Annotated in this window: 15 protein-coding genes; 8 read left to right on the top strand and 7 right to left on the bottom strand. The window is 73.5% G+C overall.

From position 1 onward, the window contains the following. Positions 1–13 precede the first annotated feature (13 nt). The 5 genes from ABD944_RS04155 to ABD944_RS04135 form a co-directional block, all read right to left on the bottom strand. A complete protein-coding gene (locus ABD944_RS04155) occupies positions 14–1,543 on the bottom strand; it encodes a hypothetical protein (protein WP_345172546.1) in 1,530 nt (509 codons plus the stop codon). Next, positions 1,521–4,991, bottom strand: coding sequence for a DEAD/DEAH box helicase (locus ABD944_RS04150; RefSeq protein ID WP_345172544.1), 3,471 nt, complete (start codon positions 4,989–4,991; stop codon positions 1,521–1,523). The genes ABD944_RS04155 and ABD944_RS04150 overlap by 23 nt, the downstream gene beginning before the upstream one ends. Beyond that, entirely contained in the window at positions 4,988–6,337 is a 1,350-nt protein-coding gene (locus tag ABD944_RS04145; RefSeq protein WP_345172542.1) for a protein kinase domain-containing protein, read from the bottom strand. The genes ABD944_RS04150 and ABD944_RS04145 overlap by 4 nt, the downstream gene beginning before the upstream one ends. Positions 6,338–6,359: 22 nt before the next feature. Next, positions 6,360–7,037 carry a vWA domain-containing protein gene (locus ABD944_RS04140; RefSeq protein ID WP_345172540.1) on the bottom strand — a complete coding sequence of 226 codons (678 nt, stop codon included), beginning with the start codon at positions 7,035–7,037 and terminating at the stop codon, positions 6,360–6,362. A gap of 225 nt (positions 7,038–7,262) precedes the next feature. Then, positions 7,263–7,718, bottom strand: coding sequence for a DUF6069 family protein (locus tag ABD944_RS04135; RefSeq protein ID WP_345172538.1), 456 nt, complete (start codon positions 7,716–7,718; stop codon positions 7,263–7,265). 44 nt (positions 7,719–7,762) lie between these two features. Here ABD944_RS04135 and ABD944_RS04130 point away from each other — a divergent pair, with 44 nt between their 5' ends. The 7 genes from ABD944_RS04130 (at position 7,763) to ABD944_RS04100 (ending at position 14,345) form a co-directional block, all read left to right on the top strand. Further along, entirely contained in the window at positions 7,763–8,188 is a 426-nt protein-coding gene (locus ABD944_RS04130; RefSeq protein ID WP_345172536.1) for a TetR/AcrR family transcriptional regulator C-terminal domain-containing protein, read from the top strand. Further along, positions 8,185–8,577, top strand: coding sequence for a nuclear transport factor 2 family protein (locus ABD944_RS04125; protein WP_345172534.1), 393 nt, complete (start codon positions 8,185–8,187; stop codon positions 8,575–8,577). Before ABD944_RS04130 ends, ABD944_RS04125 begins: the two co-directional genes overlap by 4 nt. A gap of 90 nt (positions 8,578–8,667) precedes the next feature. Beyond that, on the top strand, positions 8,668–11,076 hold the full coding sequence (locus ABD944_RS04120) for a molybdopterin oxidoreductase family protein (protein ID WP_345172532.1): 2,409 nt from the start codon (positions 8,668–8,670) through the stop codon (positions 11,074–11,076). Further along, a complete protein-coding gene (locus ABD944_RS04115) occupies positions 11,073–11,558 on the top strand; it encodes a hypothetical protein (RefSeq protein ID WP_345172530.1) in 486 nt (161 codons plus the stop codon). Before ABD944_RS04120 ends, ABD944_RS04115 begins: the two co-directional genes overlap by 4 nt. An 87-nt stretch (positions 11,559–11,645) precedes the next feature. Beyond that, positions 11,646–12,581, top strand: coding sequence for a LysR family transcriptional regulator (locus ABD944_RS04110; RefSeq protein WP_345172528.1), 936 nt, complete (start codon positions 11,646–11,648; stop codon positions 12,579–12,581). Between the two features lie 56 nt (positions 12,582–12,637). After that, positions 12,638–13,180: a DapH/DapD/GlmU-related protein gene (locus tag ABD944_RS04105; protein WP_345172526.1), complete on the top strand. Its 543-nt coding sequence runs from the start codon at positions 12,638–12,640 to the stop codon at positions 13,178–13,180. A gap of 112 nt (positions 13,181–13,292) precedes the next feature. Beyond that, complete coding sequence (locus ABD944_RS04100; protein WP_345172523.1) at positions 13,293–14,345, top strand: sporulation protein; 1,053 nt, start codon at positions 13,293–13,295, stop codon at positions 14,343–14,345. Here ABD944_RS04100 and ABD944_RS04095 read toward each other — a convergent pair. Continuing rightward, positions 14,306–14,884: a phosphatase PAP2 family protein gene (locus tag ABD944_RS04095; RefSeq protein WP_345172521.1), complete on the bottom strand. Its 579-nt coding sequence runs from the start codon at positions 14,882–14,884 to the stop codon at positions 14,306–14,308. The genes ABD944_RS04100 and ABD944_RS04095 overlap by 40 nt on opposite strands. A 106-nt stretch (positions 14,885–14,990) precedes the next feature. Here ABD944_RS04095 and ABD944_RS04090 point away from each other — a divergent pair, with 106 nt between their 5' ends. After that, positions 14,991–15,452: a tellurite resistance TerB family protein gene (locus tag ABD944_RS04090; protein WP_425550300.1), complete on the top strand. Its 462-nt coding sequence runs from the start codon at positions 14,991–14,993 to the stop codon at positions 15,450–15,452. Between the two features lie 16 nt (positions 15,453–15,468). On the opposite strand, the gene ABD944_RS04085 is transcribed toward ABD944_RS04090, so the two are convergent. Next, a partial coding sequence (locus ABD944_RS04085) for a M56 family metallopeptidase (RefSeq protein WP_345172519.1) occupies positions 15,469–16,055 on the bottom strand: 587 nt, incomplete at its 5' end.

Genomic DNA, 16,055 nt, shown 5'->3' with positions numbered 1-16,055 from the left:
AACGGATGCGTCGTTACTGCAGGGCGATGAGTTCTGGGACGGCGAGGGCGGCGAGTTCGCGGCACCACTTCGCGTCCTGCACGGCGGAGGGGTCGCGTCCTCCGTGCGAGACGCGGTTGCGCATGGCGCCGAGCGCGGCGAGGGCGCTGAGCAGGTCGGGGCGCCGCGCCGCCAGCCGGTGCAGGGGATGCTCGGCGTTCCTGTGCGCCGCCACGAGGGCCAGGGCGCCGACCTCCTTCAAGGTCACGTTCTTGCCGGCCTCCACGTCCCTGGCGGCCTTGCAGAGATCCTGGACGAAGAGCTGGGGAACGGCCTGGAACCCGACGCCGTGTGCGGCCTCCTCCACGGCGGCCCGTCTGAGCGCCTGGGTCGACGAGACGGCCCGGACGGAGCCGGCCGGCACGGGATAGCCGCGCGCCAGGCGGCGGAAGAGTTCCTCGTACAGGCGGTGCGTCGCGTGCACGACGCGCTCCAGCGCTCCGGCCTGGTCGCCCAGCATGACGGCGAGGTCCACGTCGGTCATCAGGTCCAGCGCGTCCTCGTCGCCGCGGACGTCCGCGCCGAACTCGGCGACGAGCACGGATTCGACGTGGGCGCGCGCGGTCGCCTCCGCCCGGCGGTAGGTGCGCTCGGCGTTCTCCGCCCTGCTCCGGGCCACGCCGCGGATCCGCTCCGCGAGCGCGCCGCCGTCATGCAGGCGCCGCTCCAGCAGTTCGCCGAACATGGCGCTGGTCCCGACGCCGAAGGGGTCATGCGCGACCAGCTCCCCGCCTCCGCCGACCACGGCGAAGCCGGCGACCAGGACGGGCTCGGGGGCGTCGATGAAGGCGATCCGGCTCAGGTCCGGGGGCCGGTCCTCGTCCGGCCCCGGGCGGGCGCCCGGCTGCGCCGCGGGCGCCAGGCCCTGGACGCGTTCGAACTCGCGCACCCGCTGGGCCTCCCGCGCGTCCCGGTCCAGCCGGGCGACCTCGACGACCTGTTCGGGGCCGGGCCGGCCGGGGACGTCGGCCCCCGGCGCCGCGTCGGCGACGTCGACGATCGCGGCCTCGATCGGGTCCGGGTGTCCCGTGGTGCCGAGCTGGAGCCCGGCCCTGCCCGGCGCCCGCCAGGTGACGTGCGCGTCGACGAGCCGCTCGGCGGTGCGGGGCCACAGGTCCCCGCCGGCCTCGGGCGACTGGAAGACGTAGCGCACCGACCAGGACGTCTCCTCGGCGACGCTGCCCGTGCGGAGCGCCCGCCTCCCCTCCTCGGTCAGCTCCCCCTGCCGGTCGAGCAGCCCCTGGCGGACGGCCTGGTCGATGATGTGCGCGCACAGCCGCACATGCAGGTTGATCCGGGCGGCGATCAGGTCGGGTTCGCGGACGCCGGCGTGGCAGAGCCCCAGCACGACGCGTTCGAACAGGTCGAGCCCCCTGCGGGGCAGGATCGGGGCGGTCACGCGGTGCGCCCACGCCGGGAAGGCGACGCAGATCCGCTCGTCGCGCCTCGGCGGCGCCGGGCACAGCTGGACGATCCTCGCGCTACGGGGAAAGGACGGCGCCATGGCCACCTCCCGACCGGCACAGCCGGAGGAACTCGGTCAGCGGCTCCACCTGCGCGGGAGCCGCGGCCCCTTCGAACATCGCCGAGTCGCCCACGGTCACGAGCAGGCGCTTCTGCCGGCTCATGGCCACGCACAGCCGGTTGCGCAGGGTGAGGTGGCCGTAGCGGCGCCGCACCCAGCGGTCGTGGGCGGCCGTGCCCGCGTCCGGCGGGTCGGCCGGAGGCGACGACCTCGTCGTGGACAGGAACACCACATCGAACTCCTTGCCCTGGAAGGCGTCGACGCTCCCGACGTGCAGGCGGTCCAGGCGGCGGCCGCCCGCGTCGTACTGGAGGCCCTTGGCCGGCTCGTAGCCCTGGTCGGTGCGGCGGGCGAGCTCGCGCGCCGCCAGCTCCCGCCAGATCTCGTCCACCTGGTCGGAGTAGAACGAGATGACGCCGAAGGTGAGGTCCGGGGCCGCGGGCAGCAGCCTCTCCAGCTGGTCGGCGACGGCGCGCGCCTCCGCCCGCCGCCGCTTGCTGCGCTTGCCGGATTCGGCGCCCCGGGAGTTCGGGACGTCGATCCACGCCGCGTGCACGCCCTCGTAGCCGGGCAGGGCATGCGCGAACTCCGCGTCCGGACGCGGAGATTCGAGGATGCCGCCGTAGAAGCAGCGGCTGACGAACTCCCCGAGCGTCCGGTGCATCCGGAACTGGGCGTTGAGGGTGACGACCCGGTCCACCGGGGCGCCGGGAGCCCCCAGGTTCTCGAACAGGCGCTGGAACAGGCTCTCGCGCAGCCTTCCCCGCGCGCCCGCGTCGAGCCGCTCCACCTGCCGCTCGACCTCCGGCTCCAGCATGTGCGGGAGCTGGTTGTGGTCGCCGACGAGGACGATGCGCCGCCCCGCGTGGATCAGCGGGATCATGAGGTCGAGCGGGTTGGCGCGGGCCGCCTCGTCGATGATCACGGTGTCGAAGACGACGTCCTCGATCCGCGCCTCCTGCTTGGCCCCCGCGACCGTCGGGGACGCGGCCTGCTGGCAGGTGGCCGCGTAGGAGGCGGTGTAGGCGCGCAGCGTCCACTCGACGGCGGCCGGGTCGCCCCGCAGCCCTTCGAGATAGTCCAGCATGGCGAGCTGGGGACCGCTCTCGCCGGAGTCGCGCACCCGCTCTTCGAGGTCTTCGGCGATCTCGGCGAGCAGGTTCTCCACCTCGGGGTCGGCGGCGGCGGGGGCCAGGGGCCCGCTCGCCGGCCGGAGCGCCTCCAGCAGCCGGTCCCGCGCCTCCGCGAGCTCGGCCAGGAACGGGACGGGCTCGTCGACGTCCCAGGAGGCCGCCCTGGCCAGCAGGTCCAGGTCGGCCGCGCGCTCGGCGTCCCGCCCGTCCAGCGCGCGGACCCGGCGCAGCGCCTTCGCCGCCGCCGCGGGTCCGTCGTCGGCGAACGACTCGGCGAGCGTCCGCACGCCGCGCAGCGCCCGGATCGTCAGCTCGCGGTCGTCGTCGAGGTCGAACGGGACGGGCCGGGACGCGGTCCGCGCCCGCAGCCGCGTTCGGTGCAACCGGTCGGCGAGGTCGGCCGGGAGGAGGTCGCCCGCGAGCTCCTCGATCTCTTCGAGCAGGCGCGCGGTCTCCTCCGGCGGGGTCGGCGTGAGCAGGTAGGCGGCCGCGCGGGCGGTCACCGTCCGCAGCAGGCCGAGCGCCCGCCCGAAGGAGTCGGCGTTGATCTCCTCGGTGAGCCAGTCGACCGTCTCCTGGAGCCACCGGTCCGTCTGGACGGTCGTGCCGCGGCCGGCGCGGTCCACCTTGTTGGCCGGGAGGCCGAACACCCGCGAGCGCTCCACCAGTTCGTCCACCGCGGCGTGCTGGAAGCTGGTGAGCAGGATGCTGCCGCGCAGCCGCGCGTAGCCGCGCCCCTCCTCGGCGAGGCGCGTCTGCAGGGCGGTGATCACCTGGGTCTTGCCCGTGCCCGGCGGGCCCTGGATCACCGCGATGTCGGGCGTGTTCAGCGCCACCTCCAGCGCCCGCTCCTGCATCGGGGTCGGCTCGCCGCCCCGGAAGCAGTCGCGGACCGCGTCGGAGATCGGCCTGGTCCTCCTCCCGGGGGGATCCGCGCTGACCGTCTTGCCCTCGAACAGCGCCAGCAGGTTCGGGATCCTCGTCCCGTCCGCGAGGATCCGGTCGAAGGCGTCCTTGCGCCTCTGCATCTGGCGCCGGTCGCCGCGGAACGAGCGGTAGAGGAACCCCTGGAGCGGAGGGGCGACCGTCCGGTCCCGTCCCACTCCGGAGACGCGCCGCCGTCCGAGGTCCACGAGCCTCAGGTCGATCGTGCCCGCCGCGACGTCGGCCGCGACGACGGTTCCGCTGACCACGTCCCTGCCGAGCCGGTCGCCGATCAGCGCCCATGCCGAGTCGTCCTCCTCGTCCGCCGCCGCCAGGGCGGCGGGGAGGGTCTGCGCGGCCTCCAGCTCCAGGGTCTCGCGCGCGTCGAGGGCGCGCCGGGCGCGTTCCGCCAGCGTCAGCTCCTGGTCGTCGACGTGGGACGACCCGTCGAGCCGGAACCGGTACACGCCGTCGCCGAGCGGTTCGCGCCCGGTGTAGCGCCCGAACCCGATGTCGCGCACCTGCCGGCGGACGAAGCGGGTTTCGAGCCGGTTGTACTCGTGCCACATGGCGAGGAAGCCCTGACCGGTGGCCAGCCGGTTGAGCTGGTGCTTCATCTCGGCGCGCAGCTCGCTCGCCCGCGAGACGTCGGTGAACGCCAGGCGGCACTCGGTCAGCCGCAACCGCCCCTGCCCGTCCTCGCCGCCGGTGCGCCGCAGGCGATGCAGCACCAGCCGGTCGCCCTCCGTCCGGACGTCCCCGGTCACGCCCCGCCCGTGGATCCGGTAGCCGGCCGGCGCGCTCGGGTCGCTCAGGCCGATGGACACGACCAGGCGATGGGGCGCCTCCGGCCCCGCGCCCGCCCTCGGGGGGATCAGCAGGCGCTCGGCGAGCCACCGGATGATCTCGTCCGGCCTGTCCCTGAGCTTCCTGTCCCACTTGCCGACCGTGTCCATGACGCGGTCGCCCACACCGACGGACTGCGGTTCCAGCGGATCCGCCTGCTCGTAGGTGTAGAGGTCCAGGCCGATCCGGAGGCGGCGCCGCTGCCCCTCGTCCTCCACCTTGCGCGTCGACAGGACCGCGATCCGGGCCCGGTTCGAGATGGCCCGCGCCAGGCGTTCGCGGTCCTGCTCCCCCGCGGGTCTGACCCCGCCTCGGACGGTCCCGTCGACGCCGGCGACCACCTGGCCGCTCGGCAGCTTGGCCAGGGTCACCTCGTGCCAGCCGTCGCCGAGATTCCGGAGAGCGTCGGGGGCTCCGTCCCAGAGCAGCCAGACGAAGTCCGAACGTCCGGGCAGGGGGTCGTTGACGGCGCCGGCCGCTCCCCTGGGCGCGGGCGCACGGCCGCCGCGGCCCGGCGCGCTCATGCCCGGCCCGTTCCGAGCAGGCGGAACCGCAGCACCCGGTGGAGCTGCGACCGGTGCCCGAAGTGGACGCTCCACTCGGGAACCTCCTCGTACACCGGAACCGTCAGCTCGCCGCCCGGCTCCACGACGCGCGGCGAACCGCCGGTGCGGCGGCTGAGCCACAGCGGTTCGCGGCCCCTGTTCCGCACGGCCAGCCTGCTGCCCGGCTCCCACCACAGCCAGGCGACGGGACGGTCCTGGTCGGCGTCGGGCGCCAGCTGCGCGGTGCGCGCGGTCACGCACAGCCATTCGCGCGGCGGAACCGCGAGGCCGTCGCGGGGCGCGGTGTACGTCTCCTCTCCGGGGACGGCGAGGTGCATCAGGCCCATCAGCTGGCGGGGCGTTCCGGCTCCGCACCACGGGCAGGCGGCGGCTCCGACGATGAACGTCTGCGGGCAGTGCGCGCACGTGAACGTGAGGTCCGCGGCGGTCTGGAGCTTCGTGCGCCATTCGGCGACCGTCGCGCGCTCGGCCGGACGCGACCGCCCGGCGCCGAAGGTCCGCTCCGCCAGCGCCAGGAGGCCGGGGGTGAGGACGGCCCGCCTCGGCAGCCCGTAGCTCGACCGGTTGCGGTCGTCGCCCGGATCGTCGATCCAGGGCAGCTCGCCCGCGAACGCCCGCTCCTCGTCCTCGGGCGCGCCGTCCTGGACGTCGTCGCCGAGGAACGGGTGCACGAGCGCGAGCAGCTCGAAGGCGATGACCGCGAACGCGTGGGCGTCGCTGAGGCTGGAGATGCCCATGCGGCCCGCGACCACCTCGGGCGCGCCGTACCCGGGCGTCGTGAACGACTCGTCGGGGACGACCGACTCGACCTCCAGGTTGTCGGCGTCCACCAGCCAGACCTGGGAGTGCTCGGCGGACGCCGAGGCCATCATGTTCCCGGGAGAGGGGTCGCCGTAGACGATGCCCCGGGCGTGCAGCGCCGCCAGGACGTCCGCGGCCCTCGCCAGCAGCCGGAGCCGGCGCCGCAGCCCGCCCGTCTCCCCGTACCAGTCCACGAGGTCCGTGCGCGGCGGCGGATGGGCGAGGACGCGCAGAGCGGTCATGTCGCCGAGCAGTTCCATCGTGTAGCCCACGTCCGGCTCCGCGAGCATGGCCAGCGGACGGGATATGGCGAGCCCGTCGAGGTCGAGCCGTTTCACGGTCCGGAGCCGCTGCCGCAGCCGCTCCGCGGCCCGCCGCGTCCGGACGCGGAGCACCTTGACGGCGACACGGTCGCCGGCCGCCCAGACCTCGCCCTGCCCACCGGTTCCCAGCAGGCGGGTCAGCTGGAGCGGACGTCCGTGCTCGTCCTTCACCACGCGCATTTCGCCGACGTCTCCGTCCGTCTCAACCCAGCAGGTCCTCAAGCTCGTCGAAGGACATATGCGACGTGTCGTTCGGACGGTCGCTGCGCGCTCTCGCGGTGACGCTCATGGTCACCCAGGAGAAGTACCGGGACAGCAGGTGCGCCTCGTCGGCGCGGACGGGCTGGATGACGGGATCGTCGATGAAGGCCCGCAGGACGTCGAAGGCCTCCTCGTCCATGTCCTGGCCGACGCCGACGGCCAGCCGCACGGCCTTGCCCCCGCGCGGCGAGGCCAGCAGACGCTCCAGCGCGTCCCGCCAGTCGTCGTTCGGCAGTCCGTCGGACACCAGGACCAGGGTCGGCGTGAAGGCTCGCCGGGAGATGACGTTCTCGTCCGCCAGGAGCCCGTTCACCAGGTCGAGGGCCTCGCCCAGCGGTGTGCGCCCGCGGGGCAGCATGTCCTCCCAGACGACCTCGGCGGCCGGGGCCGGGGGCTGGTGCAGCGCCGCGCCCCCGCCTCCGAAGGTCACCACGCCCACCGTGATCTCACCGCGGACGGTGTCCTCGTCGGCGAACGACCTGATCATCGTGGCGATGCTGCGGTTGAGCACGTCGATCTTCCCCGCCTCCGCCATGCTCCCGCTGACGTCGGCGAGGACGAGCACGGGCAGGGGACGGGGCGGGGGCGCGGACGGCCGGGCCATGAGGGGGTCGGGCATGGCGGTTCCCTTCTGGTGTCCGGAGAGCGAAACATTCCAGAATGGGAGGCACCACACCTTCCGTCAAGGTCTTTCCGGAAAAGGGTTAACTACAGCCATTAATCGGTCCGACCATAATCCGTTCCAGGACTATACGGACAAAAACGCCCAATCGGCGTGCACTCGGCCGATCGCCTTGTGCACGCCGATGAGGACTGCCCGGACATCGCGGTTCTGGTCGCGGCGCTACCGGGTGCGGACGGGCAGGCGGCCCGCGACGAGCGGGACGACGATCGCCGCGGCCACGAGGTGCGCGGCGATCAGGGTGAGCCTCGTCGCGACCGTCGCCGAGACGAGCAGGTCGGGCACGACCGACAGCGCGGTGAGGACGGCGGTGGTCGCGAGGAACGCGCGTCTGGGAGCGGCGGCCCACCGGCGCAGCGCCACGGCCAGCAGCACGCCGATCGCACTGAACAGCAGCGTGAGCTGGGTGAAGCCGAGCAGCGGGATCGGCTCTCCGGCGACCTCCAGGGACACTCCCGCGCTCCGGGCGACGGCGGCGACGGCGGTGGTGGCCGCGGCGGCGGCGACGCAGGCGATCAGGGCGGTGCGCCACATCGGGACGGCGCGGGGAGCGGTCGTGGCGGCGGTCGCCGGGGCCGGGACGGTGCCGGGGCCGCTGGTGGTGACGTTGCTCGTCATGGTCGGGCCTGACGGCGGCGGGAGAGCCGCCCGACCTGAGCGGGGTGCCCGGCGACTGGCGGGCCAGGCTGGAGGAGTTCGTCCGGCGGCTCGCCGAGGTCTGGCGGCGGCACCCCTGGCTGCCCGCCGTCACCGTGGGCACCCGCGTCATGGGCCCCCGCGAGGCCGGGTGGACCGAGAGCGCGATGGCCGCGCTGGCCGGAACGGGCCTCACCGGCGACGAGCGCATGGCGGCCGCGTTCCTGCTCTTCGGGCACATCCGCACCACCCACTCGATGGCCACGGCCGGCACCCAGGCCTGGTCGGGCGGCAGCGAGACGGCCGAGCTGATCCGCGGGCGGGCGGACCTGTTCCCCGAGCTCAGCAAGGCGTTGAGCGGCCCCACTCCGGTCCTGGACGACAACGCCCGCGCCTTCGGCCTGGCCCGCCTCCTCGACGGGCTGGCCGCCCTCATCGAGGAGCGGTCATGACCGCGGAAAGGCTGGCCGCGGACTACCTCGCCGCCCTGGAGCGCGGCGACCTGGAGGGCGTCCTCGCGCTCTTCCACCCCGAGGCGGTCGTCCACTCCCCGCTGTACGGGCCGCTGCCCGCCGCGGAGTTCTACCCGAGGCTGCTGGCCGACACCGGCCGCTCCGAACTCCGCCTCCGCGGCGTCACCCGGGGCGAGCGTCTCGTCGGCGTCTGGTTCCGCTTCGACTGGACGCTGTCCTCGGGCGCCGAGGCCGGCTTCGAGTGCGTGGACATGCTGGAGCTCGACGGCGACGGCCTGATCACGGCGCTGCGCATCTTCTACGACACCGCGCCCACCCGCGCCGCGTTCGAACGCGCGACGGGCGGTTCCTGGCGCCGCGAGCCCTGACCCGGCGCTGCGCCCTGGGCCGGCAGGGGCCGATGTTTCGCGTCGGCGGGCAGAGGGATGAGTCCTTTCTCCAGAGGTGGGGAGGCTTGGATGGCGCGGATCGATCGGATCGCCGAGCCATGGGGGACGAGGACGCCCTACGGCCCCGGCGAGGACTGGCCCGTCAGGGTGGACTCCTTCCTGGAGGAGGGCGTCTCGGCCCAGGACGTGGACCGGTGGGTGCCGACCGCGTCGATCCTGCATTCCAACGGCGACGGGATGGACATCGCGGTCAGGGACGGCCGGATGGTCGGTGTCCGCGGCGCGGCCGGAGACAGGATCAACCGGGGGCGCCTCGACCCCAAGGATCTGTACGGCTGGCAGTCGGGTTCCTCGCCGGACCGGTTGACCCGTCCGCTGGTCCGCCGGGACGGCGGGCTCGTGGAGACCGACTGGGACACCGCGATGGACGCGATCGTCCGCCGGAGCCGGGAACTGCTGGACGAGCAGGGCGGCAGCGCGTTCGGCTTCTACACCAGCGGGCAGCTCTTCCTGGAGGAGTACTACACACTGGCGACCCTCGCCCGCGCCGGGATCGGCACCAACCACCTGGACGGCAACACCCGCCTGTGCACCGCGACGGCGGCCGCGGCCCTGAAGGAGTCGTTCGGGTGCGACGGGCAGCCCGGGACGTACGCCGACATCGACCACGCCGACGTCATCGCGCTGTTCGGGCACAACGTGGCCGAGACGCAGACCGTGCTGTGGATGCGGATGCTCGACCGGCTGGCCGGTCCGAACCCGCCGCAGGTGATCTGCGTGGATCCCCGGACGACGCCGGTGGCGCGCGCGGCGGCCGTGCACCTGGCGCCGCGTCCGGGCACGAACGTGGCGCTGATGAACGGCCTGCTGCACGAGATCATCGCGGCGGGCAAGGTCGATCGCGACTACGTCGACGCCCACACGGTCGGGTACGAGGAACTGGAGCAGCGCGTCAAGGAGTATCCGCCCGCCCGTGTCGCGGAGGTCTGCGACGTGCCCGAGGAGCGGATCCGCCGGGCCGCGGGGCTGCTCGGCGACGCCGGACGGCTGGTGTCGACCGTCCTGCAGGGGTTCTACCAGTCGCACCAGGCCACCGCCGCCGCCGTGCAGGTCAACAACCTGCACCTGATCCGGGGGATGCTCGGCCGCCCCGGCTGCGGGGTCCTGCAGATGAACGGGCAGCCCACCGCCCAGAACACCCGCGAATGCGGCGCCGACGGAGACCTCCCGGGCTTCCGGAACTGGGCCAACGACGACCACGTCGCCGACCTGGCCCGGATCTGGAACGTCGAGCCCGAGCGCATCCCGCACTACGCGCCCCCGACCCACGCCATGCAGATCTTCCGGTTCGCCGAGCAGGGATCGATCCGCTTCCTGTGGGTCAGCGGGACGAACCCCGCCGTGTCGATGCCGGACCTGGCGAGGATCCGGACCATCCTGGCGCAGGAGCGGCTGTTCCTGGTGGTGCAGGACATCTTCCCGACCGAGACCACCGAGCTGGCCGACGTGGTCCTGCCGGCGGCGACCTGGGGCGAGAAGACCGGCACCTTCACCAACGCCGACCGGACCGTCCACCTCTCGGAGAAGGCCGTCGAGCCGCCCGGCGAGGCGCGCCCGGACCTGGAGATCTTCCTGGACTACGCCGCACGGATGGGCTTCACCGGCAGGGACGGCACTCCCCTCGTCGGATGGACCGGCCCGGAGCCGGCGTTCCGCGCCTGGCAGGAGTGCAGCCGCGGACGCCCCTGCGACTACACCGGCCTCAGCTACGAGAGGCTCCGCGCCGCGGGCGGCGTCCAATGGCCCTGCGACCGGGAGCATCCCGACGGCACCGAACGCCTGTACTCCGACGGCCGTTTCTGGTCCGCGCCCGAGTACTGCGAGAGCTTCGGCCACGACCTGGTCACCGGCACCCCCGTCGAGGAGGCGGAGTACCGGTCCCTCGACCCGTCCGGCAAGGCCTTCATCAAGTCGGCCGGCTACCTGCCGCCGCACGAGGCGCCGGACGAGCTCCGCCCCTTCCACCTGATCAACGGCCGCACCGTCTACCACTTCCACACCCGGACCAAGACCGCCCGCGCACCGCAGTTGCGGGACGCCGCCCCGGACGTGTGGGTGGAGATGAGCGCCGCCGACGCCGAGGCCCACGACGTGCGGGAGGGCGACCTCGCCGAGATCTCCAGCCCGCGCGGCGTCGTGCACGCCAAGGTGCGCGTCACCGGGATACGCTCCGGGGTCCTGTTCCTGCCGTTCCACTACGGCTACTGGGACCTGCCGGACGGCGCCGGCAGGACGCGCGCGGCCAACGAACTGACGATCACCGACTGGGACCCCGCCTCCAAGCAGCCGCTGTTCAAGTCCGGCGTGGCCACCCTCCGGCTGCTGGAGCGCGGCGGTGGACCCGCCTCCGCCGATCGGGCCTCCGAGGCCGGACCGGCCCGGAGCCGGACCGCGATGACCGACGAGGAAACGCGATGAACGGGATCGGCCTCGCCCTGCGGGGGCTGCACCACGGCGAACGCGGTCTCGCCCAGGATCTGCTGCGCGTCTCCGAACGCCACGCCGGCGAGCACGAGATCCACCACGTGGCCCGGGACCTGTCCGCCTGGTCCCAGCGGCACCTGCGCGAACTCGCCGAGATCGGCGGCCGGTACGGCGCCCGCCTGGGGGCCGCGCACGCCCTGGAGACCGGGCTGGCCGCGAAATTCCGGGGGAAGGGAAGCGAACTGGTCAAGCACCGCGGCCCGCCCGGCATGCTGCTCCTGCACGACCTGCGGCACATCCACGTCCAGGCCGCCGGAGTCTCCCTCGACTGGGAGATGATCGCGCAGGCCGCCCGGGGCAGCCGCGACACCGCGCTCCTGCGGCTGGCCCGGCGCTGCCACCCCGACACCCTCCGGCAGATGCGCTGGGCCGACGCCCACCTCAAGCAGCTCAGCGCCCAGGTGCTGAACAGCTGAACCCGCCCTCCGGCCCGCCGGAGGGCGATCGGACAACCGGCCGGCGGCGCGCCACAACCGTCGGTTGTGCGGCCCTAGGGTGATCTCGTGGACACCGAGGCGCTGCGATCGTTCGTCCGGGCGGCCGAGCTCGGGCAGCTGGGGCATGCGGCCGACGAGCTGGGCGTGACGCAGCAGGCCGTCTCCAAGCGGATCGCCGCCCTGGAGCGCGAGCTGGAGGTCAGGCTGTTCACGCGGACCGCCCGGGGAGTCGAGCTGACGCTCGACGGCCAGGCGTTCCTCCCCCACGCGCGGAGCGTCGTCGCGGGCGTCGACCGCGCCGTCGCCGCGGTCAGGCCGGGTTCCCGGGCCCTGCGGATCGACGTCCTCGGCTTCCGCAGCGCCCAGGCCGTCGTCCTCCACGAGTACTGGCGGTCACGCCCCGGGACCGACCTCGACCTGGTGACCCTCAGGGTCGACGACCCGCGCGCGGCGGTCGCCGCCGTCGAGGCGGGCGACGTCGACGCCTCGTTCCGTACCGTCACCGACCCGGCCGTCCTGCCTTCCGGCGTGCGGATGGTCCGCGCGTTCGACTCCCCGCTGGAACTCCTCGTCGGCCCGAGGCATCCGCTCGCCTCCGCGCGGAAGCTGACGCCGCCGCGGTTGCGCGGGCACCGGATCTGGGTGCCGGGCATCACGCCGCGGAGCGAGTGGGGAGAGTTCTACGATCAGCTCGCCACCGAGTTCGACCTGCGCATCGACGCGGCGGGCCCGCATTTCGGAGACGACGTGCTCCTCGACGTCCTCGCCGACTCCGCGGAGGTGGCCACCCTCGTCGGGGCACGCGACCGGTACGTCTGGCCCGCGACCCACGACCTGCGCCGCGTCCCCATCGTGGATCCGGTCCTCGCGTACCCGCTCTCGCTGATGCTGCCGAGCAGCAGTCCCCATCCGGGACTCCGCGCGATCACTGCTTACCTCGCAAGCCTGCCGAGGCTTCCTGAGACGGCCTGGCTCCCGTCCTGGGCGCGGACGCGCGCCTGACGAAGGCCGCCCGACCGGATCGACCCGTCCACCGTTCCACCAGAAAGGATCGAGGCATGCCCGGCGACCGTCTCATGCGCATCCACAGCGCCGAGTTCCAGTCCATGGCCGAGAGGGTCCTGCGGACCACCAAGCTCACCTCGCGCCTGAACGTCCTGCCCTTCGAGGACGAGGCGGGCAAAGCCGAGCTGTTCGAGCAGATCTTCGGCAGGCCGCTGCCGGCGAGGGTGACGATCTATCCGCCCTTCTACACCGACCACGGCCTCCGGCTGGACCTCGCGGAGCGCGTGTTCATCAACCAGAACTGCACGTTCCTGGACTACGCCGGCATCCGGCTCGGCGAGCGCGTGATGATCGGGCCGAAGGCCACGTTCATCACCGTCGGCCACCCGGTCGACCCCGGGGAGCGGCGGGAGTGGCTGACCGGCGGGCCCATCGACGTGGCCGAGAACGTGTGGATCGGCGCCGGCGCCACGATCCTGCCGGGCGTCAGCATCGGCCGCGACTCCGTGGTCGCCGCCGGCGCGGTCGTGGCCGACGACATTCCGCCCGCGACCCTGGTGACCGGCGGGAAGGCGGCCGTGAACCGGCGGTGGTGACGGCTTCCGCGTCGGGCGGTACGCCGGGTGGGGCCCGCCGTCTTCTGCTACAAGTGTAGTAGCAAGCGGCCGGCGGTGCGGCCGCCTGGATGACGACAGGAGAGAGGGCCCCATGGTCTTCAAGCAACTGCTCGGCGCCTTCGGTGTGGGCGGACCGTCGGTCGAGACGGTTCTCGCCGCCTCCCATGCCCGCCCGGGAGACCACCTGACCGGCGAGGTACGGGTGCGGGGCGGAGACCGCGACGTGCACGTCCACCAGGTGGCGCTGAGCCTGGTCACCAGAGCCGAGTACGAGCACGGCGACCACGAGGGGGCCGGGAGCAGGGAGTTCTACCGGGGAGCGATCACGGGCGGCTTCTCTCTGGGCGCCGGGCAGTTCCACACGATCCCCTTCCAGATGCCGCTTCCCTGGGAACTGCCGCTGACCGAGGTCTACGGGCAGCACCTGCACGGCATGGCCATGGGCGTCCGCACCGAACTCGAAGTCGCCGGCGCCGTGGACGCCGGCGACCTCGACCCGGTCTCGGTGAGCCCGCTGCCGTCCCAGCAGCGCGTTCTGGACGCCTTCGGGACGTTGGGATTCATGTTCAAGAGCGCCGACGTGGAAGAGGGGTACATCGCGGGCGTCCACCAGGAGCTGCCGTTCTACCAGGAGATCGAGTTCTTCGCGCCGCCCCAGTACGACGGCCGGATCAGCGAGGTCGAGCTCACCTTCGTGTCCGATCCGCACGGGCTCGTGGTGGTCCTGGAGGCCGACCGCCGCGGGAACGTCTTCTCCGAGGGCGACGACGTCTTCGGCCGCTTCCACGTCTCCCACGAACAGGCGCTCCACATGGCGTGGGAGCACGAGGTGGAGGGCTGGCTGCGGGCCGTCGCCGGGCACCACGAACCGCACGGGCACCACTCCGGAGGCCGCGGCGGGCCGGGCTGGGGCGGGGTCGCGGCCGGAGCGGCCGGGGGCCTGGCCGCCGGGTTCGTGGCGGGCGCCGTCGTCGGCGAGATGCTGGACGACGACGAGGAGAAGGAGGACGAGCCGTCGGTGGGCGACGCCTTCTCCGACGTGAGCGGACAGGCCGTTCAGGACGCCTACCAGGCCGCGGCCTACGAGCAGGCGTACGAGGACGCCTACGACGACGCCATGGAGACCTTCGAGGACGAAGGGTAGGGGGCGGCCAGCCAGATCCGGCCGAGGCAGGCCAGGAACGCGCCGAGCGCCCAGCCCGCGACGGCGTCCGTCGGCCAGTGGTAGCCGAGCGCGACGACGGCGACCGCGACGGCCGCCGCCGCGGTGTGGGCGGCGGCCGTCCAGGCGCGGGAGGCGCCGGTCACCGCCGCCGCGAACAGCAGGCACGCGGCCGCGTTGGCGGCGTGCCCCGACGGGTAGGACAGGAAGCCGTCGGCGAACAGGGCGTCTCGCCCGGTCCGCGGCGGCGTGCGGGCCAGAGCGATCTGCGACCCGCGCACCAGGAGTTCGCTGGCCACCAGCCAGACCCCGGCCTTGACCAGGAGCGCCTTGCTGCGCCGCCGCCGGGCGGCCAGGAGGGACGCGAGCGCGGCGAACGAGCCGACGAGCCAGTACTGGCCGCCGTTCACGACCGTCCGCCACCCCAGGTGCCAGGCGCCGCTGCGCGCCGGCAGGCCGTCGGCGAACACCCGGCCGTCGAGGTGCCGCAGGGGCCCGCCGAGCAGGACGTCCGCGGTCACCGCCGCCGCCACCGCGGCGGTGACCGCGGCGAGCGCGTAGGGCGGCCTTGCTACTACATTTGTAGCAGGACGGCTAGGGTCGGGAGAGACGGCCGACGAGCGGAGGATGACAATGCCTTTCTGGGACAAGCTGCGCGACTCCACACAGAGCATGCAGACGCAGCTGCTCAGTAAGAAGAACGAACTGAAGAGCGGAGCGTTCCGTGACGCGAGCATGGCGATGTGCGCACTGGTCGCGGCGGCCGACGGGAGCGTGGACCCGTCCGAACGGCAGCGGACCGCGTCCCTGATCGCCTCCAACGAGGTGCTGCAGAACTTCCCCGCCGACGATCTGCAGCGGCGGTTCAACGACTACGTGTCCAAGCTGACCGCCGACTTCGACTTCGGGAAGGTCTCGGTCCTGCAGGACATCGGCAAGACGAAGAAGAAGCCCGCCGAGGCGCGCGCCGTCATCCAGATCGGCATCGTGATCGGCGGCGCGGACGGGCACTTCGACGACGCCGAGAAGGCCGTCGTCCGCGAGGCGTGCTACGCCGTCGGCCTCGACCCCGCCGAGTTCGAGCTCTGACCGGCGGCGCGTCGCGTCACCGGAACGCCAGCACCGGCCCGAGGACCGTCCCGAGGATCTGGTCGAGCTGGAGGGTCGCGGCGGTCAGCGATCCGGTGACGACGCCGTTGCCCATGAACAGCAGCGGGCCGGTGACCGCGTTCTTCGCCGGGGGCGTGCCCAGCAGCGCCTCGACGCGCTCGACGACCTCGGACTCGGCGAACGCGCTCACCGGCCCCGGGTCCCGCGGCTGCGCGAGGGCGACCTTGGCGATCGTCCGGGCGACGGCGGCGCGGTCGCCGGTCGCCTCCGCGGCGTCCTCGTCGGCCCAGCGCTCGGTCGCCAGCCGCAGCCGGTCGGCCAGGGACCGCAGCGGCGGCAGGACGGCCGAGGCGAGCGCGCCGGCGGCGAGGTAGCGGTGGTGCCCGTGCCTGAGATGGGACGTCTCGTGCTGGAAGACGACGTGGAGCTCCTCGGACGTCAGGTCGCGCAGCAGGCCCCGGGAGACCAGGACCCCGCCTTGCCGGCCGGGGACCGCGACGGCGATCGGGACGTCGGTGTCGAGGGGCGCGCGGGCGTCCGCCCGCGCGCCGCGGACCACGGCCGCCCGGCGGGCCGCGGCCC

It is taken from the genome of Actinomadura verrucosospora (assembly GCF_039540335.1).
Lineage (GTDB): Bacteria > Actinomycetota > Actinomycetes > Streptosporangiales > Streptosporangiaceae > Spirillospora > Spirillospora verrucosospora.
Note: the sequence above shows the minus strand (reverse complement) of the source record. Positions and strands in the feature narration are given on the sequence as shown.